Annotated in this window: 18 protein-coding genes; 8 read left to right on the top strand and 10 right to left on the bottom strand. The window is 62.9% G+C overall.

What is annotated here, in order from left to right:
- Window positions 1-2 precede the first annotated feature (2 nt).
- From AC0NIL_RS27445 to AC0NIL_RS27415, 7 genes are all read left to right on the top strand, one after another.
- On the top strand, window positions 3-1970 hold the full coding sequence (locus AC0NIL_RS27445) for a hydantoinase B/oxoprolinase family protein (RefSeq protein WP_473572782.1): 1968 nt from the start codon (window positions 3-5) through the stop codon (window positions 1968-1970).
- Between the two features lie 161 nt (window positions 1971-2131).
- Window positions 2132-2989, top strand: a complete 858-nt coding sequence (locus AC0NIL_RS27440) for an FAD binding domain-containing protein (protein ID WP_473572781.1) — start codon at window positions 2132-2134, stop codon at window positions 2987-2989.
- Window positions 2980-3477, top strand: coding sequence for a (2Fe-2S)-binding protein (locus tag AC0NIL_RS27435; protein WP_473572780.1), 498 nt, complete (start codon window positions 2980-2982; stop codon window positions 3475-3477). The genes AC0NIL_RS27440 and AC0NIL_RS27435 overlap by 10 nt, the downstream gene beginning before the upstream one ends.
- Window positions 3470-5818, top strand: coding sequence for a xanthine dehydrogenase family protein molybdopterin-binding subunit (locus tag AC0NIL_RS27430; protein WP_473572779.1), 2349 nt, complete (start codon window positions 3470-3472; stop codon window positions 5816-5818). Before AC0NIL_RS27435 ends, AC0NIL_RS27430 begins: the two co-directional genes overlap by 8 nt.
- Before the next feature lie 12 nt (window positions 5819-5830).
- Entirely contained in the window at window positions 5831-6562 is a 732-nt protein-coding gene (locus tag AC0NIL_RS27425; RefSeq protein ID WP_027163996.1) for a LamB/YcsF family protein, read from the top strand.
- A 96-nt stretch (window positions 6563-6658) separates the two neighbouring features.
- Complete coding sequence (locus tag AC0NIL_RS27420; RefSeq protein ID WP_473572778.1) at window positions 6659-8041, top strand: aspartate aminotransferase family protein; 1383 nt, start codon at window positions 6659-6661, stop codon at window positions 8039-8041.
- Window positions 8038-8706: a nuclear transport factor 2 family protein gene (locus AC0NIL_RS27415; protein WP_013533161.1), complete on the top strand. Its 669-nt coding sequence runs from the start codon at window positions 8038-8040 to the stop codon at window positions 8704-8706. Before AC0NIL_RS27420 ends, AC0NIL_RS27415 begins: the two co-directional genes overlap by 4 nt.
- Before the next feature lie 114 nt (window positions 8707-8820).
- On the opposite strand, the gene AC0NIL_RS27410 is transcribed toward AC0NIL_RS27415, so the two are convergent.
- The 10 genes from AC0NIL_RS27410 to AC0NIL_RS27365 all read right to left on the bottom strand — a co-directional run bounded on the left by AC0NIL_RS27410 (window position 8821) and on the right by AC0NIL_RS27365 (window position 18023).
- Window positions 8821-10014, bottom strand: coding sequence for an ABC transporter substrate-binding protein (locus AC0NIL_RS27410; protein WP_013533160.1), 1194 nt, complete (start codon window positions 10012-10014; stop codon window positions 8821-8823).
- A 42-nt stretch (window positions 10015-10056) separates the two neighbouring features.
- The gene (locus tag AC0NIL_RS27405; RefSeq protein ID WP_024502402.1) at window positions 10057-11148 is read right to left on the bottom strand and encodes a branched-chain amino acid ABC transporter permease; all 1092 of its coding nucleotides are present in this window, start codon (window positions 11146-11148) and stop codon (window positions 10057-10059) included.
- Between the two features lie 4 nt (window positions 11149-11152).
- Window positions 11153-12058: a branched-chain amino acid ABC transporter permease gene (locus AC0NIL_RS27400; RefSeq protein ID WP_013533158.1), complete on the bottom strand. Its 906-nt coding sequence runs from the start codon at window positions 12056-12058 to the stop codon at window positions 11153-11155.
- 1 nt (window position 12059) lies between these two features.
- Window positions 12060-12794 carry an ABC transporter ATP-binding protein gene (locus AC0NIL_RS27395; RefSeq protein WP_013533157.1) on the bottom strand — a complete coding sequence of 245 codons (735 nt, stop codon included), beginning with the start codon at window positions 12792-12794 and terminating at the stop codon, window positions 12060-12062.
- On the bottom strand, window positions 12791-13543 hold the full coding sequence (locus AC0NIL_RS27390) for an ABC transporter ATP-binding protein (protein ID WP_013533156.1): 753 nt from the start codon (window positions 13541-13543) through the stop codon (window positions 12791-12793). Before AC0NIL_RS27390 ends, AC0NIL_RS27395 begins: the two co-directional genes overlap by 4 nt.
- Before the next feature lie 247 nt (window positions 13544-13790).
- On the bottom strand, window positions 13791-14762 hold the full coding sequence (locus tag AC0NIL_RS27385) for a 5-oxoprolinase subunit C family protein (RefSeq protein WP_275953891.1): 972 nt from the start codon (window positions 14760-14762) through the stop codon (window positions 13791-13793).
- Window positions 14752-15627 carry a 5-oxoprolinase subunit B family protein gene (locus AC0NIL_RS27380; RefSeq protein WP_013533154.1) on the bottom strand — a complete coding sequence of 292 codons (876 nt, stop codon included), beginning with the start codon at window positions 15625-15627 and terminating at the stop codon, window positions 14752-14754. Before AC0NIL_RS27380 ends, AC0NIL_RS27385 begins: the two co-directional genes overlap by 11 nt.
- A gap of 9 nt (window positions 15628-15636) precedes the next feature.
- Window positions 15637-17001, bottom strand: coding sequence for an acetyl-CoA carboxylase biotin carboxylase subunit (locus AC0NIL_RS27375; RefSeq protein WP_275953890.1), 1365 nt, complete (start codon window positions 16999-17001; stop codon window positions 15637-15639).
- On the bottom strand, window positions 17001-17234 hold the full coding sequence (locus tag AC0NIL_RS27370; RefSeq protein ID WP_013533152.1) for an acetyl-CoA carboxylase: 234 nt from the start codon (window positions 17232-17234) through the stop codon (window positions 17001-17003). The genes AC0NIL_RS27375 and AC0NIL_RS27370 overlap by 1 nt, the downstream gene beginning before the upstream one ends.
- A gap of 66 nt (window positions 17235-17300) precedes the next feature.
- Window positions 17301-18023, bottom strand: a complete 723-nt coding sequence (locus AC0NIL_RS27365) for a LamB/YcsF family protein (protein ID WP_013533151.1) — start codon at window positions 18021-18023, stop codon at window positions 17301-17303.
- A gap of 135 nt (window positions 18024-18158) precedes the next feature.
- Here AC0NIL_RS27365 and AC0NIL_RS27360 point away from each other — a divergent pair, with 135 nt between their 5' ends.
- Window positions 18159-19064, top strand: coding sequence for a LysR family transcriptional regulator (locus AC0NIL_RS27360; RefSeq protein ID WP_013533150.1), 906 nt, complete (start codon window positions 18159-18161; stop codon window positions 19062-19064).
- Window positions 19065-19066 lie beyond the last annotated feature (2 nt).

Below are 19066 nucleotides of genomic sequence, written 5' to 3'. Positions count from 1 at the left end.
ACATGACAAAGCTGATTGAAACGAGCCCTGGCCTCGATCCGGTAACGTTCGAGGTGCTGAAGAACTCCTTCATCACCACCGTCGACCAGATGGCCGAACAGATGCTTCGCACCTGCTATTCCTTCGTCATCTACAACCGAGACTTTTCGAATGCCCTGCACGACGCCGATGGCAACTCCGTCGCCCAGGGCAACTACGACATCGCGGTCCATGTCGGCACACTGCACAACACGTGTAAGGAAGTGATCCGGGTCTTCGAAGGCGATATGGCACCCGGCGATGTCTACGCAATCAACGATCCTTATGCCGGCGGTACGCATTTCAGCGACGTTCGGCTCGTCCGGCCGATCTTCGATGAAGACAAACTGATCGGCTTCTCCCAGTCGAACGGACACTGGTCGGATCTCGGCGGCTCGGTGCCGGGCTCCTTCGACGTCACCGCCCGCGACATGTTCCGCGAAGGGCTGCGGATAACGCCGCTGCGCCTTTTCCAGCGCGGCCGCTTCTGCTCCGATGTTGCCAACATGATCGCGGCCAACACGCGCGATCCCGCATCGATCATTGGCGACATCCATTCCCAGGCGCAGGCGACGCAGGCGGCCGAGCGCGAACTGCTGCGGCTGGTCAAGAAGTACGGGCGCGGCCAGGTCATGCGCGGTATGGAGGAGGTTCAGGACTACGTCGAACGTGCCGTGCGAAAGCGTCTCGCGGAGCTGCCCGACGGCACCTGGGAGACGGTCGACTACATCGACCGGGATCTCGGTGCCGGCGAAGGCATGATCCCGATCCGCATCAAGATGACGATCAAGGGCGACACGATCCACTACGATTTTACGGGAAGCCATTCGACCATTGCCTCGATGTACAATTCCGCCCCGGGCGCGACCTTCTCGGCCGTGGTCGCCGGCATGAAAACCTTCTTTCCGGACCTCCCGCTCAACAGCGGGTTTTACCGGATGATCGAGGTGACCGCGCCGAAGAACAGCATCGTCAGCGCGGAATGGCCGGTGGCGGTGACCGGGTTCCTGATGCCGTTTGAAAAAATCATGAACGCGATCTTCGAGATGTGGTCGAAGATCATGCCCGAACGCGCTATCGCCTGCGCCTTCAACCTCGAATATCTGCTGGCCGGGGGACGGGATGCGCGCAAACCCGAAAAGCCGATCTTCATGTTCTACGAATGGCTGCCTGGCGGCTGGGGCGGGCGCAACGGCAAGGATGGTGCCGATGTCACCACCGCCTGCTTCGGAACCGGGCTGATGTCGCAGCCGAACGAAGGCAACGAGCGGGTCAATCCCACTCGGACGCTCGAGTTCCAGATCAAGCAGGATTCAGCCGGGCCCGGCAAGTGGCGGGGCGGCGTCGGCGTGCAGAAGACCTCATTGCTGCTTGAGGCTGAAAATGCCGTCATGTCCTATATTTGCGACCGCGAGCGTGCTGTCGTCTGGGGTGTCGAAGGAGGCCTGCCGTCGATGCCCCACGGCTTGACCATGAAGCGCGCCGGAGAAGAGACCGAGATCTGGCTCGGCTCCGTATTCTCCGATTACTCCGTCCACACAGGCGACCAGTTCGCTCGTCCGACGGCCGGCGGCGGTGGTTTCGGCGATCCACTGCAGCGCGAGCCCCGCAAGGTGATGGAGGACGTGATCGACGACTACGTTTCCCTGGAGCGTGCCAGGACTGACTACGGTGTTGTGATCCGCGAAATCGACCGCGACCTGTGCCATTACGAAATCGACGAGACGGCGACCGAAGCCTGCCGTGCCGACATCCGGGCGAAACGGAAGGGTTGGGCACGCATGGATCCCGAGGAGGTCGCGCGCAAATATCGCTCCGGCGAGATCGATACGCTCGATGCGGTTCGGCACTATGCCGTGATCCTCGACTGGGAGACTGGCGAACTACTTCCCAAAACCACCGCCCAGTTCCGGGAGAGTTTTGAGAAACGGACCGTCACCCACTGGGTTTGAGCGCCAGCGAGCGCGCCGCAATCTTGCGGGCGCTCGCGGGATGCCAGAGTTATCTGTTTTTTCGATACCATATTGAAAGAATTACTATTTCACAGGAACCTAAAGCTGGAGCAACAATGTCGCAGCGCCGCGAAGGTTGGCTGCTCCGAGGGATATGACAGATGGCACCAGGCGTGGGACGATCGTTCACCGCGGCCAGCACACTTGAAGAGGCAATGGCAGCACGCCGGCAGGGCGCGGTGGTGCTTGCAGGCGGCACCTGGGTGATGCGTGATCCCCAACGCTGGGTCGACCTTCCCGACGCGGTGGTCGCACTCGACCGAATACCGGCCTTGTCCAAGGTCGAAATCGACTCGGACCATGTCGTGATCGGTGCAGCTGTTACCCACGCAGTCCTTGGCCGCGCGTTGCATGGGGCAGCGGGCTTCGAAGGTCTGGTTGCCGCGGCGGAGAACGCGGCCAATCCCGGTATCCGAAGGGTCGCCACTGTGGGCGGCAACATTTGTGCCCTCGACTTTGCCGCCGCCGATCTCGCCCCTGCGCTTCTCGTCTGTGAGGCGACGGTGGAGCTGGAGACGTTCGAAGGCCCAAAACTCATCGGCATTTCGGATTTCCTCAAAGACAGGCATGCGCTGCTGGCAGAGGCGATTGTGACGAGAATTCATCTGCGCCGCGATCTTGTCGCAAGCGCGCATATCCGCCTGCCGCTTCGGAAGGCCGGCGACTATCCGGTCGCCGTCGTCTCGCTTGCGGTGGACAAGGACAAACGATTTCGCATCGCCGTCGGCTCGGTGGAGCCGGTAGCGCGGCGCTGGACGGCGCTCGAACAGGCGATGAGGGCAAGCCAGGCCTCCGCGCTCGATCCGGAGCGCGCTGCCGGGCTTGCACTAGAGCACAATGATTTTCAGGGCCGCGACGGCAGGGAAGCGGAGGGTTGGTACCGGCGCCAGGTTCTTCCGCCGCTGGTCAAGCGCGGTGTTGCCGCACTTCTCAAGACCGAGGGCCTGGCATGGTTGTGACATTCCAGCTGAATGGCGAGGACTGCAGCTTTCACGGCGATCCGATGACGCCGCTCGTCGACATCTTGCGGCGGGAACGATTCCTGACGGGGACCAAAGCCGTGTGCCGCGAAGGCTTCTGCGGCGCCTGCACGGTGCATGTCGACGACGAAGCGGTGCCGTCCTGCCTGAAGCCGATTGGCCTGGTCCAGGGATGCGCGGTCACGACCATCGAGGGATTGAGTTCCGGAAACCAGGCGCTGCATCCGCTCCAGGCCAATCTAGAGGCCGCCGATGCCGTGCAATGCGGCATGTGTTTTCCGGGAATGGTTATGAGCCTTTCGGCGTTCGTGCGTGACAATCCGCATGCGAGCCGTCCCGAAATCAAGGCTGCGATGGTCGGCAACATCTGCCGCTGCACCGGATATGAGCGGATCGTCGACGCCGTGGCCGACTGCCTTGACCAAGCGCGGAAGGCTGGCCAGTCGGTGGGAGGCCTCCATGTCTGAGCTGTCCGCCACCGTGATGAATCTTCCCCGCCGCGATGCGCAGGACAAGCTGCGCGGGCGGACGAAATACACCAACGACCGGGTTCGCCCCGACATGTTGCATGCCGTGCTGCTGCGGTCGACCGTTTCCGCGGGGCGTATCCGCAAGCTCGACGTTTCGGCGGCACTTTGCTGTCCTGGCGTGCGCGCGGTGGCGACCGGCGCCGACGCGCCAGGCCTCTACGGCATCGGCATTGCCGACCATCCGCTCCTGGCCATCGACACCATCCGCTATCATGGCGAGCCAATCGCCGTCGTTGCCGCCGAAATGGAGAAGCAGGCGCGGGCGGCGCTTGCCGCCATCGTCCTTGAGATCGAGCCGCTGGCACCGGTGTCCACCATGGCCGAAGCGCTCCAGCCCGCAGCCCGTCTCGTCCACGAGGGCTGGCGCGGCTATGAGGTGATCACCGAGGGCGGCGCACGTGCCGGCAACATCGCATGGGAGGCAAAATCCAGCCGCGGCGACGTCGATGCGGCCTTCGCCCGTCCCGACATACGCATAGTCGAGAGCAGCTTTACCGTCGGCCGGCAGAGCCATGTGCCATTCGAACCGCGCGTTGCCATCGGCTCCTGGGAGGACGGCCGGGCTCACATCCAGACCTCGACGCAGGTGCCTTGGACAGTTCGCAACGTCACCGGAAGGGTCATGCAGCTTGCGCCCGGGCGTGTGCGGGTCACCGTGCCGCCTGTCGGAGGCGGGTTCGGCCTGAAATTCGATGCGTCCATCGAGCCGATCACGGCACTTCTGGCGCGGATGACCGGGCGCACGGTGGTCCTGGAAAACACCCGGCAGGAAGAGATGGCAACCTGCCTCTGCCGCGAGAATGCGGAAATCCGCATCCGGTCCGCTGTCACTGCCGAAGGATACATCGCCGGACGCGAGGCGGTCGTGCTGATGGACTGCGGCGCGTATGGCGGCGAACAGGTTTTCCTGACAACGATGACGGCGCACACGCTGGGCGGCAACTACAGGGTTGGCGCAACGCGGCTCGTCAGCCGCGCCGTATACACCAACACACCACCCAACGGCGCTTTCCGAGCTTGCAACGGCGTCTACAACACCTTCGCGTTGGAGCGACACACCGACGAAATCTGCGATGCGCTAGGCTTAGACCCAATGGAGTTCCGGAAGAAAAATGTCCTGGGAGATGGCGATCTCGGTGCCACGGGCCAGGTTTTCGAGGCCGACGTGCTGGGTCCGATGCTCGATCGCATGGAGACACTGCGCGCCAGCACCGGTACATCAGAGGCCGAGGCCGACGGCAGGCTCTATGGAATTGCGACCACGGTCGGCACATGGTTCGTCTTCGTCGGGCCTTCGGCGGCGACGGTGAATTTGAACGCCGACGGCAGCGCAACGCTGGTCACCTCGGGTGTGGAGATCGGATCCGGCACGATGGTGCAATCCCTGCCGCAGATCGTGGCTGGGCAGCTCGGGCTTGCTCCCGACAAGGTGATCGTGCGCGAAGCCGATACGGATGCCGCCGGTCTCGATGTCGGCGTTGGCGGTGGGCGCACCACCGTGTCCATTGGTGCCGCGAGCATCGCCGCCTGCGCGGAGGTGCGGGAGAAGCTGCTTCGGACCGCCGGCGAGATGCTCCAGACCCGACCGGAAGACCTGGTGCTGCGGGACGGTCGTGTCGAGATCACGGGACGTCCCGGTTCCGGCATGTCGATCCCCGCTGTCGTCGCCCATGCACAGGCAACCACTGGCCCGATCACCGGAAGCGGGGCCTTTGCCGCCAGGAACACTCCGGCAATGTCCGGCTGCGCGATGGGGCATTTCATCGATGCGCTCGACATTCCCGTCTTCGTCGTTCACGAGGCCGAGGTGGCGGTTGATCCGGACACCGGCCATGTCGAGGTGCTGGCCTATCGCGTAGTTCAAGATGTCGGCCGCGCGCTCAACCCGCGCGCCATCCTGGGCCAGATACAGGGCGGCGTGGTACAGGGGCTCGGCTATGCGTTGCACGAGGAGGTGACGCTCACCGCCGACGGATGCATCGCGCAGGACGATTTCGAGACTTATCGCCTGCCGCTGGCGCAGGATGTGGTTCCGGTCGCCGCCGACCTTTACGAGGGCGCGCCGTCGATGGGGCCTCTAGGCACCAAGGGTGCGGGCGAGGTCCCGATCCTGGCGGTGGGCGCGGCGATCGGCTGCGCTGTGGCACGCGCCATCGGCAAGCCGGTGCGGCAGCTGCCACTGACGCCGCCGCGCGTGCTTCGACTGCTGCATGAGCGCGAACCACCGCCGGAATTCCCGCACATCGCCCCCGGCTGGGCGTTGAACACTCTGGGCTGAGGCAAGTAAACCATGGTCACCCTGAACTGCGACATGGGCGAAAGCTACGGCAACTGGCGCTTCGGTGACGATGCCGGCATCATGCCTCATATCGATTGCGCCAACATCGCCTGCGGCTTCCACGCCTCCGATCCATGGACGATGCTGAAGACCGTGCGGCTCGCCCTTTCGCATGGCAAGCGGGTCGGCGCGCATCCCTCCCTTCCCGATCGTGAGGGGTTCGGCCGGCGCGAAATGAGACTTCAGCCGGAGGAACTGACAGCTGCCTTCCTCTACCAAATCGGTGCTCTGACAGGGATGCTGGCCGCCGAGGGCGGGCAACTCAGCCATGTCAAGCCGCATGGCATCATTTACGGCATGGCCGCGCACGACGTCGACACTGCCCGGGCAATTGCCGCGGCGGTCAAGCCGTTCGGCGTCCCTCTCTTCGGCATGGCGGGAACCTGTCACGAGACGGCGGCAGCCGAACTCGGCGTTGCCTTCGTGGGCGAGTTCTTTCCCGATCTTGCCTACGCTCCCGGCGGCAGCCTGATCATCCCGCGCGTCCAGTCGGCCATCGACCTGACGCTTGCCGAGCACCGCATGATGGGGGCGCTTACCCGACGCGAACTCGTCACGACAGACGGCACGATCCGCCCGGTCGACTTCGACACCGTCTGCATCCACTCCGATCCGCCGAATGCGCGCGACGTCGCCGCGCTGATGCGGCGGATCATCGACACTCATTCCAACGGCCTGCCATGATTCATTCTTCCGAATCGTGAAAGCTCCACGCAAGGGACTCGAGGACTATCTCGAACTCACTGCCCGAACCATTTCTCCAAGCCGCTGAGGACTTCCATGGATGCGCTTTCCAACTCTCTCGCCGCCGCCGACATCGCCACGACCATGCACCCCTACACCAACCTGCGTCAGCACGAAGAAACCGGGCCGCTGATCATCAGCCGCGGCGACGGCATCCGTGTGTATGACGAACGCGGCAAGGAATACATCGAAGGGCTGGCCGGGCTCTGGTCGGTGGGCGTCGGCTTTTCGGAAAAGCGGTTGGCCGACGCTGCCTATCAGCAAATGCTGAAGCTGCCCTACTACCACACCTTCTCCTCCAAGGCGCATGAGCCATCCATCCGGCTCGCGGAGAAACTCGTGGAGATGACGCCGGAAAACCTGACGCGTGTCTTCTTCACGTCGTCGGGCTCGGAAGCCAACGACACCATCGTCAAGATGATGTGGTTCATGAACAACGCGCTGGGCCGGCCAAAAAAGAAGAAATTCCTGGCACGGACCAAGGGCTATCACGGCATCACCGTCGCCTCCGGCAGCCTGACAGGCTTGCCGGTCAACCATCGCGACTTCGATCTGCCGGCCATTCCCGTTCGCCACCTGACCTGCCCGCACTTCTATCGCTTCGGCATGGCAGGCGAAGACGAAGCCGCCTTCACGGCGCGCCTGCTCGCCGAGCTGGAAGCGGTGATCGCCGAAGAAGGGGCTGACACCATCGCAGCCTTCATAGGAGAGCCGCTCATGGCAGCCGGCGGCGTTCTGCCACCGCCGGTCGGGTACTGGGAAGGCGTGGAGAAAATCTGCAGGGCAAATGATATCATTCTGATAGCAGACGAGGTGATCTGTGGTTTCGGGCGACTTGGTACGCCCTTCGGCGCTCAGAAATACGGCTTCACGCCTGATATCATGACGGTCTCCAAGCAAATCACGTCGTCTTATATGCCGCTTGCCGCCGTCATTTTCTCCGATGCGATCTATCAGGCGATCGCCGACAACACCGCCACGATCGGCAATTTCGGCCACGGCTTCACGGCGTCAGGTCATCCGGTCGCGACGGCAGTGGGTCTCGAAAACCTGGCCATCTTCGAGGAGCGGGACCTGATCGGAAACGCGGCCCGCCTCGAGACGTCGTTCCAGGCCGGCATCCGCTCATTTGCCGATCACCCGCTTGTCGGCGAAGCGCGGGGCACCGGTCTTATCGGCGCCGTTGAGCTGGTGGCAGACAAGGCGACGAAACGCCCCTTCGCCAAGGTTGGGCGCGCAGGGGGTATCGCAGCAGGGATCGGCCACGAGGAAGGCCTCATCTTCCGCGCCATCGGCGATCAGCTCGCGCTCTGCCCGCCGATGATCTCGACAGAAGACGATGTGAAAGAAATCATGACGCGCATGGGCCGGACGCTTGAGCGCCTGACCGGTGCGGTTGCCAAGGAGGGACTTGAATGACCCGCATGAAAGCCGAACCGGTCGTCCATATCGACGACGAGCGCTTTCGGGTCACCGAATGGCGCTTTGCCACCGGGGCCGAGACCGGCTGGCACATCCACGGCCATGACTACGTCATCGTGCCGCTTACGGACGGCAAGCTCGGTCTCGAAGGTCCGGACGGCGCGCAGGCGCAAGCCGCTCTCACCCAAGGGGTGCCCTATTCGCGGCGGACGGGTGTGGCCCACAACGTCATCAATGCCGGCGATGCGCCGCTGGCCTTCCTGGAGGTCGAGGTCGTTGAGGCCGGCGACCTCGCAGCCAGGCGGCTCGCCGTGCTCGACCGGTTCCTCGCTGCCTGGAACGCTCGCGACGTGGGCGCGCTGATGGACTGCATGGCTGAGAATTGCGCTTTCCACGGCTCGGCTGGACCCGATGCCGAAGGGCGCAAGCATATGGGGCGTGACGCCGTGCGCGCCGCCTATGCAGCGCTGTTCGATGCTTTCCCGAAGGCCGCGTGGACCAGGGGACGGCACGTCGTGACGGGCGACACCGGGCTCTCATCATGGCGCTTCGTCGGCACCACGGCAGCGGGGCAGCAAATCGAAGTCGACGGCTGCGATATCTTCGCTTTCTCGGGGGAGCTCATAGCGCTCAAGGATTCCTACCGCAAAGCGCGAGGGTAGCGAAAATCTGAATTCATCGGGCGACGAGGGCGGTCCAAGCGGGCCGCCCTCGTTTTTTGTCCAAAGGCAAGATCCTCAAAAGATGAAAGGGCCGGGCTTACCCGGCCCATCTTCTTACTTGAGCAAGGCTTCCATCGGTACCGGCTCGGAAATCGTCCAGTTGCCTACAACACCCGGCTTGCCGGCCTTGGTCTCGACGATCAGGTACCGCGTCTGGTTCTGGTGATGCAGTTCCGGCGTGAAGGTACGAGGCCCGAACAGCGTCGGCTCGTTCTTCATCTTCTCCAGTTCCGCGACGACGGCGTCGGCATCGGTCGTGCCTGCACGCTCCACCGCCTTGGCCCAGACGTCGACCATGACGTAACCCGGAAAGACATACTGGCTCGAGGGATCGGCGCCTGTCTTCGCCTTGTAGGTGGCATTGAACTTCAGCACTTCCGGATTGGGATCGTCGCCATAGATCGATCCCTGAACGGGGACGTAGAAGTTCGTCAGATCGGGCACAGCGGATAGCCAATAGCTACCGTCGACGCCCGAGCCATTCAGGATCATGGAGTTGATGCCCGCGGCACGAAGCTGCTTGATGGCCGAGACAGCGCCCGGCATCATCGTGCAAAGCATGATCGCATCCGGCTCCTTCGGCAGAGACTTGATGCGGGTGATCTGCGCGGCGATGGAGGCGTCCTCGTTCTTGAAGGTGTCTTCACCGACAAGCTTCGCGCCTTGGGCTTCGAGCTTCGGCATCATCCAGTCGAAGCCGTCGCAGATGCCCTTGTTGTAGGCCGTCCAGGTATCGAGCAGACGGTAGAAGTCCTTTGCGCCTTTTTCCTTGAATGCCCACTCGGCCATGGTCGCGCCCTGCACGGGCGCCAGCACCGACGCGGAGAAGCTGTGCGGGCCGACACCCTGGATACCGGCCTTGACCGATTCCGCGCACAGGAAGAAGGAGATACGGCCCGCGTCCTCGGCCGCGAGCGCAGCCGGCGATCCGAAGTCGTAGTCGCACGAGACGACCACGAGATCCGCGCCCTGGTCGAGCACGGAGAGGCCCGCCTTGGCGCCTTCGGCCCGGTCGGACTTGGTGTCGGCCTTGACGACCTTGATCTGCTTTCCAAGCAGACCGCCAGCCGCATTGATCTCGTCGATGCGGATCAAGGCCGCCTCCTGCGCAGGCTTGTCATAGGCTTCCATGAAGCCCGACTCCGCAGTGGCGAAGCCGATGACGATGGTCTTGTCATCGGCTAGGGCCGGGTATGCGATGGACATCGAGGCCAGAGCGGTTGCGACAATTCTCATTTTGTATGTCATGCACGTCTCCTTTTTGTTTTCCGGTCGGGCTTGTGCCGCCGGTCACTTGTTGCGACTGCTGCGGGGTAAGGTGATCTCGCGGTTACCCATGAGTCCGGATGGGCGAAGCGCGAGGATCACGATCATGATGACGCCGAGGGCTATTTCCTGAACCCCTTTCGGGAGGGCGAAAGTGGACTCGCCGAGCGATACGCCTGCCTCCAGCCAGCGCAGCGCCTGGATGAGGGCGGACAGCAGGACGACACCCACCACACCCCCCGACAGGCTGCCCATGCCGCCGACGACGAGCATGGAAAGGGTGATGAAGGTGAGACCGAGATAGAATGTGTCGGGTGTGACCACGCCGATGGAATGAGCCATGAGCGCACCGCCCAGCCCCATCACCGCGCCTGATATGACGAATGCCACCAATCTTTCCCTGGGAATGTCGATACCGGAAGCCGCGGCGGCGGTGGGCTCGTCGCGGGCAGCACGAAGGGCCAGGCCGGACCGGGAGATCGCGTGCGCCCAGGCGATGAAGATCGCGACCACGGCGCCGATGAGATACGGCCAGATCACGCGTACGATCGGAATGCCGACGACCGATGAGGTCGCTCCGGTCACGCTCTCCCAGTTGGAATAAATTGTGTTGATCATGGCGAGCATCGCGAAGGTCGCGATCGAAGCCGCGATGCCCGATAATCGCATCAGCACCCGCCCGAAGATGAGAGCGGCGAGGGCGGCGAACAATGCTGCCAGCATAGCCGATTGCCAGTACGGCAATCGGGTCGCCAGCAGCCATTCGGGCAGTCCCGGCAGCGAACCGCGTTTCATCATCGGATTGATGGTGAGCCACGCGGCCGCGTAGGCGCCAAGGCAGGTGAAGCCGATATGCCCGAAGCTGAGAACGCCCGAATTCCCGATAAAGATGTATAGGCCCACGACGAGGATGACACGGACGAACACGTCGATCACCGTCTGGTTGAAGGGCCGCGATCCGGTCATCACCGTGATCAGCGCGATGGCCAGCAGCAGCAGAGAAAGCAGGACCGGTGTCAGGATTGTGCGGCGGGCAAGCGCGAAGCGGGCGGGCTTTCGCTCGGCAGCCGGGGCACCGGCAGCGGTAGAGTTGGTGAGGGAGGCGGCGACACCCATGAAATCAGATCCTTTCCTTGGTGCCGCGCGCGGCAATAAGACCCTGTGGGCGGAAGAGGAGGACGAGGATGACCGCTCCATAGACAAAGGCATCGCGGAATGGCCGGGCGTCGATGGGCAGCATGACTTGCATGATCACCGAGGCGGCACCCAGCAGGAAGCCGGCGAGCACGGCTCCCCCGAGGCTGCCGAGGCCGCCAATGACGGTGGCGATGAAGGCCATCAACATGATCGAGGCGCCCATCTGGATGTCCAGCGTGCCTGTCTGGGCGCCAAAGATCAGTGCAATGGCGGCGGCCAACGCGCCAGAGAGGGCGAACGCGCCCATGATAACCCGGTTCGCACGCACACCCAGCATTCGGGCCATCGAGAAGTTCTCGGCCGCCGCCCGCATCTCCAGGCCGAAGCGGGTTTGACGCAGGAACAGTGTCAGGCCGATCAGGATGACCATCGTGGCCACGATCGTTATGAGCTGGAGGAGGGGAAGCCTGGCACCAAGGATCTCCACCGGCTGGGACAGTTCGGGCAGCAGCGAGATCGATTTCGGCCGACTGGAGAAAAGCATGAGCAGGAAGTAGCGAATGACGAAACCGAGCGCGAAGGAGGCGATCATCATGGTTGCCGGATTTGCCTGACGGAACCGCCTGAAGACGACGATTTCGCACAGCACCGACAGCCCGGCCCCGCAGAGGAGCACGAATGGCAACAGCAGGTACCACGGCAATTGGCCGGCGAAGACGATGGCCATTGCGTCCGTAGACGGCCATAACAGGGCGAAGACGCAGAAGGCGATGACGTCGCCATGCGCGAAGTTCACGAGCCGCATGACGCCGAAGATGAGGGCAATGCCGAGCGCCCCGAGCGCGTAGAGCGAACCAAGCGAGAGTGCGTCGAACAGGATCTGAAGCATCTCAATTGTCCTCGTAGCCGAAATAGGCAGCCTGGATCGCCTCGCCATTGCCGAGCGTCCGCGCGTCGCCATCGAGCACGATCTGTCCGCCACGCATCAGGATCATCCGCCCGCCCACCATCATCGCCCGGGCCGAGCTCTGCTCAACGATCAGGAGCGTGAGCTGGCGCTGCGCACGCAGCGCGATCAGCCGCTCGTAGACTTGGTCGTTGATGTTGGGGGCGAGGCCCAGTGAAGGCTCGTCGATGGCTACAAGCCGCGGATTGGTCATCAGCGCGCGGCCGATGACCAGCATTTGCTGCTGCCCGCCGGACAGCAATCCCGCCTGCCCGTGCCGCCTCTCTTTCAGCATCGGGAAGGTTGCGTAGACGGCTTCGAGTTCGTCGGCCGCTCGGCTGCGCCAGCCGCGTTCGCGGGCATGCATGCCGGTTCCGACCAGAAGGTTCTCTTCGGTCGTCAGCGAGCCGAAGACATCGCGCCCCTCCGGCACCATGGAGAATCCGAGCCGGGCGATGTTCTCCGGCGCCTGGCCGGTGATCTCATGACCAGCAAGGTCGATCCGGCCGCCCGCCACCGGCGTAACACCGGCAATCGCGCGCAGCAGCGAAGACTTCCCGGCTCCGTTCGGGCCGGTGATGAACAGGATTTCTCCCTCGTCCATGGAGAAGGAGACATTGCGGACCGCCGTGAGACGGCTGTAGCGGATGGTGATATCGGAAAGGGCGAGCAGGCTCATTCCATCGCCTCCAGCACAGGCAGGTCGGTGTTCGCGGCCGTGCCCATATAGGCGTGGCGCACCTTCTCGCTGTCGCGGATCGCGGCAGGCGGTCCTTCCTCGATGATCGCTCCGGAATCGAGCACGACGATATGCTGGCAAAGGCCGAGCACCAGCCCGACATTGTGCTCGATGAGCAGGACACCACAGCCGAGATCGCTGGCGATGTGTCTTATCAGGGCGGAAAGCTCCCGCGCCTCCAGTGCGCTCATGCCAGCCGCGGGCTCGTCGAGCAGGATGTATGCGGGCCGTCCCATCAGGGCGCGGCCAATGGCGACGCGGCGCTCGTCCGTGTATGGCAACGTTCCGGCGATGCGGGTACCCAGCGCACCGATGCCTATCCAGTCGAGCATCGCTTCCGCTTCGGCGATGGCAGCGCGCCGGCTCATTCCCAGGCCAACGCCCGTTACCTCCAAATTGTCCAGCACAGGCAGGTCGCGGAAGAGCCGCCCACCCTGAAAGGTGCGGGCAATGCCGCGCCGCCGGACCTGATGCGGCTTGAGACCCGTGAGTGCTTCCCCGTCGAGCTTGATGGTGCCTTCCGTCGGTGCCTGGAAGCCGGTCAGCACGTTGACGAGCGTGGTCTTGCCAGCGCCATTCGGGCCGATGAGGCCACTGATGCGGCCGGGCGTAATTTGGAGGTCTACCGATGACAGGGCCTTCAGCCCCGCAAACGATACCGAGACGTTCTCCGCGCTCAGATGACTCATGACCCTTTCCTTCTTTCTACCGACGGAAAGGCGCGAAGCATCCGGCCTTGCGGCCAGCCACGTTGCAAATGTCTTCCCCTGTCGGTTCCGGCGGTCTCTAGCGGACTGCTCGGGTGCCAAATTCACGCCGTTGCCCGGCGTCGTCTTGTCGTTTCGCGCACCGGATTTTGTCTTCCGCCACGCGCGGTCGGTTTTGGCCGGCCGATCTCCTCGCCTCCGGCTCCTCCGCCGGCATTCCCGGCTGACGTCAGCCGGCCAGATGCCCTTCAGCACGCGCCAGCGCGGCGCGCTGTTCGGTTCGCGCGGCAAGCGCGTCTTCCAGCGTCACCGGAACGAAGCGCGCCGGGGTGTGCGGCTGGAGCTGGGCGATAAGGTCCATGTCGGCCGATATCACCACGCCCAGCATCATATACCCGCCACCCGAAACCGCGTCCCGGTGAAGAACGATCGGCTCCGTGCCACTCGGCACCTGGACGGATCCGTAAGGATAGCAGGCATCGACGATGTTCGAGGGGTCGGAGCCCGCACCGAAAGGCTGCTCGCGCTCGACGAATTCCAGCGGCGTCCCGCCGCGGAAGCGATAGCCGATACGGTCGGCTTCGGGCGCGACCTTCCAGGTTTCCTCAAAGAACCGATTGCCGGCAGCCTCAGTGATCCGATGCCAGTATATGCCGGGAAGCATTCTGAGTTCCGCCGGGCTATTGCGCGCGCGGCGCAGATTTGCAGGCAGTGAAAGACCGGCTTTGCCGGAACCTTCGCCGAGGGGAAGCTCATCGCCCGCCTTCAGCGTGCGGCCCTGATGGCCGCCGAGTGCGCCCAGAATGTAAGTCGAGCGCGAACCGAGAACCACGGGTACGTCGATGCCGCCGGAGACGGCCAGATAAGCGCGCGCGCCGCTCTTGAGGAAGCCGAAGGAAAGCCGGTCACCGGTCTTCACCGGAAAACTTTCCCACGTCGACCGTTCCTCGCCATTGAGTTTGGGTGGGAGCTCTCCACCTGTGACGGCGACGACCGCGGATTGGGTGAATTCGAGTTCGGGACCCATGAAAGTGGCTTCGAGCACCGCGGCACCCGGATCGTTGCCGACAAGCAGGTTTGCGATGCGTGTCGCAAAGCGGTCCATGCCGCCGCCTTCTGGAATGCCGACATGATAGTGGCCGGGTCGGCCAAGGTCCTGCACGGAAGTGGAGAGGCCGGGAGAGATTACCTTAACGGCCATTGATAAGCTCCATCAGCTTTGCATTGGTGCCGTAAATGTCGCTGTTGAAATCCTTCAGGCTGAAGGTGCACTCGCGAACCGTCGGCTGCCACCGATTGGCTTCGATTTCCTCAAGCGTGGCGTCGTAGTCATCGCGGCCAATGGCCTTGAACTTGACGATATCGCCTGGCTTGAACAGGCACATGTCATCGGCGAGGTAGCGCACCTTCCTGGTCGGGTCGTAGATCGGGGCCGGGGTTATGCCATACATCTGGTAGCCGCCAGCGCCGCGTACCGAATAGATCGCTGCAAAGCAGCCGCCATGGCCAATGGTGAGCTTGGGAGTGTCGGTGCGTGGACGCAAGTATTTCGGCGCCTGAATCTGTTTCTTGCGCTCAACCATCTGGTACAGGAAGGGCAGTCCGGCGACGAAGCCGACCATCGATACGAACCAGGGCTGGCCGGAATAGGCCTCGATAAACTCTTCCACCGTGGCGTAGCCGTTGATGCGTGCCGAATATTCAAGATCGGTGGAGGAGGGGTCCTGGTGGCGCTCGCGGAAGCGCAAGCAGGTTTCACGCGTCCATGGATCCTGGAAATAAACCGGCAGTTCGATGATCCGGGTCTTCAGCACCGGGTCCGACTTCGAGGCGGCCTCTTCCATCGACTTCAGTTCGCTGAGCAAATCCTGCGGCTTGACGATGTCGGGGTTGAAGCGAATCTGGAAGCTGGCGTTGGCTGGGCAGATCTCGGTGACGCCTCGGATGCCCGCCGTACGCACCGCGTTGGTCATCGAAAGGCCGGTAAAGAAGGAGGTGAGCGACATTTCTTCGGACACCTCGCCGAAGATATGTTCGTCACCGCCGAAGTTGAATCGTATCGACATCGGTCCTCCTTAACCCGCCAATGCTGCGGCGTTTTCGATGAGCCAGCCTTCCAGCCAGCGGGTATGCACGTCTCCCGCCCGCATCGCCGGATCGGCGGCCAGCGCAAGAAACAGCGGCTTGGTGGTCTTGAGCCCGCCGATCTTCAACTCGTTGAGCGCGCGGATCAGGCGCACTATCGCCGCCTCGCGCGTCTCTGCATGCACGATCAGCTTGGCAAGCAGCGAGTCATAAAAGGGCGGCACCTGATAGCCTTGATAGAGCATCGAATCGAACCGTACGCCCGGACCGCCGGGAATGCGAAGCTCGGCCACCCGCCCGGGGAATGGAGCGAACTCCTTCGCCGGGTCTTCGGCATTGAGCCGGACTTCGATCGCATGCCCTTTGACGGAGACATCGCTTTGCCGGATCCGCAGCTTCTCGCCGCCGGCGATGCGAAGCATCTCCGCAACGAGGTCGATGCCGGTGATCGCTTCGGTGACCGGGTGCTCGACCTGGATACGGGTGTTCATCTCGATGAAGTAAAAGCGGTCTGCTTCATCGTCGTAAAGATACTCTACCGTGCCGGCACCAGAGTATTTGACCGCCTTGGCCAAGGCGACCGCTGAAGCGCAGAGCTCTTCGCGCAGCCTGTCTGAAAGTGCGCGCGACGGCGCCTCCTCCCAAACCTTCTGGCGTCGCCGCTGCAGCGAGCACTCCCGCTCGTAGCAGTGGATGGCATCGCTTCCGTCTGCCAGCACCTGCACCTCGATATGGCGGGCCTTGCCGATCACCTTTTCCATGTAGAGACCACCATCGCCAAAGGCGGCGAGGGCTTCTGCTTCGGCCTGAGGAAAGGCTTGTTCGAACTCGGCGAACGAGTTCGCGATGCGGATGCCCCGCCCGCCGCCGCCTGCCGCCGCCTTGATCATCACCGGAAAACCGGTTGCGGTCAGCACCTCGTGGCCAGCCTCGAGGCCCTCGACCCGGCCAGCCGAGCCTGGCACGACGGGGACACCTGCAGCGGCAGCGGCCGATCGCGCCGAGACCTTGTCTCCCATCATCCGGATCGCATCTCCCGACGGGCCGACGAAGACCAATGCAGCGCCTGTGACTGCGTCGGAAAACGCGGCATTCTCGGCAAGGAACCCATAGCCTGGATGAACACTGTCGCAACCGGTGTCGCGGGCAGCCTTCAGAATTGCTTCGACATTGAGATAGGACTTCTTTGCAGCTGGTGGGCCGATGTTGACCGCTTCGTCCGCAAGCTGGACGTGGAGCGACTCGGCGTCTGCGGCCGAATGCACCGCCACGGTGGCGATCCCCAGATCTTGCGCGGCCCGGATGATCCTGACCGCTATCTCGCCCCGGTTGGCAACCAGAAGCTTTTTCAGCATCAGTCGAGATCCGCAATAGGTGCGCCGGCCATGATGGGATCCTCATTGTCGGCAATGAAGCGGATGTTCGTACCGGCCGTCTCGGCCCTCACTTCGTGGAACGACTTCATCACTTCGATGAGACCGATTACGTCTCCGGCGGACACCGCGTCGCCATCCGCCTTGTATGGCGGCTGGTCTGGCGAAGCGCTGCGATAAAAAGTGCCGGGAAGAGGTGAAAGAATCTGGGCCATAAAAAGCTCCGGAAAACTGCGGACAGACTAATCTGGAACCGCCCGCGCGGGTGGGTTCGGTCGAGTTCAGTGCCAGGGGGCGATTGCGGTGCGCACGGCCCTGGCTATTTCGATGGCGTTCGGCGTATCGGAATGCACGCAGATGGTTTCGCAGCGCACAGGGAAGAAACTGCCGTCCTCTGCCGTGCCCTCGCCCTCCCTGATGGCGCGTACGCACCGCTCGGCCATCTCTGCGGGGTCCTTGGCGTCATGAACGCGTGTCAAGATCAGCTTGCCGGAGGCATCGTAGTCGAGATCGGCATAGAACTCAGCGACAAATGGGATACCGCGCTCTTGATAGATCTTCTCATGCAGGGTGCCCGTCATGCCGAAGAGGGGTACGCCGAAAATCTCTGCCGCGTCGCACACGCCATGGGCTATTGCCTCCTGCTGCATGGCCATGAAGTAGAGGCTGCCATGCGGCTTGATGTGGTGGAGTTCCACACCCTCGGCCTTGAGGAAGCCGGCAAGCGCTCCCACCTGGTAAATGATGGTGTTCCTGACTTCTTCGCGGGTCATCCGCATCTCGCGCCGGCCGAAACCCTGAATGTCGGGCAAGCCTGGATGGGCGCCGATCTTTACGCCACTCGCCTTGGCGCTGCGGACGGCGGCGTGCATGTGATCCGGATCCGAAGCGTGAAAACCACAGGCGACATTGGCAACGTCGATGATGGGCATCATGCCCATATCGTCGCCAACCTTGTAGAGGCCAAAGCTTTCGCCCATGTCGCAGTTTAGCGTCACCGCCATCGCATTGTTACCCCTCGAAGCTGCCGTCTTTGCGGCGTTGCAGCATTTTTTGCGCATGCGAGGGCATTTGTGAAATAGTAGTTTATTGATTGTCATATCAAAAAAACAGATAATGGTTCTGGGCCAGGGCGCACCATGACCATCACCTTGAAACAGCTGGATTATTTTATCGCGACCGCCGAGAGCGGACAGGTCAGTCATGCCGCGGTGGAACTCAACATCTCGCAATCGGCGGTCACTGCGGCGATAAAGACGCTTGAGGCTGACCTGGGCGTACGGCTTTTGGAGCGTAACCACGCTGGCGTAAGACTGACGATGGAGGGCGCGCGGTTTCTTGAACATGCGCGTGTTATCACCGGGGCCGTTGCTGCCGCCGTCCGAAGCCCGTTGCGCGATAGGAAAGGCCTGGCGGGCAAGCTGCGGCTGGGCATGACCTACACGGTCGTCGGCTACTACATGTCGCGCCACTACGCGCGGTTTCGAAAGACCTATCCCGAGATCGAGGTCGAGGTGCTGGAATTGCCCCGAGACGCTCTCGAAAGCGGCTTGATGTGCGGGGACATCGACATGGCCGTGATGCTGGTGTCCAACCTGGAGCACACCAAGGAGTTGGCGCAGGAGGTCTTGATGCGGTCGAACCGCCGGCTCTGGCTTTCGGCTGATCATCACCTCCTCGCGCGGCAGGAGATCAGCCTCGCCGATGTGGCGGCGGAAGATTATGTCATGCTGACGGTTGACGAGGCACGCACGACGGCCGCCCGTTACTGGGATGCCGCGGGCCTTTCGCTCCGCGCCGTCCTTACCACCAGTTCGGTCGAGGCCGTGCGGTCGCTCGTGGCTGCCGGCATGGGGGTCACTGTCCTGTCCGACATGGTTTACCGCCCCTGGTCCTTGGAGGGGCAGCGCATCGAAGTGCGCGGGCTTGTCGAGCCCATCCCCACTATGGACGTTGGCCTTGCCTGGTCGCGTGACAGATCAATCGAACCGGCGGCTGCGGCCTTCCGGGCCTTTATGTCCGTAACCATGGGCGGCGGCGGCTAATC

This window comes from Mesorhizobium sp. WSM1343 (assembly GCF_055901535.1).
Note: the sequence above shows the minus strand (reverse complement) of the source record. Positions and strands in the feature narration are given on the sequence as shown.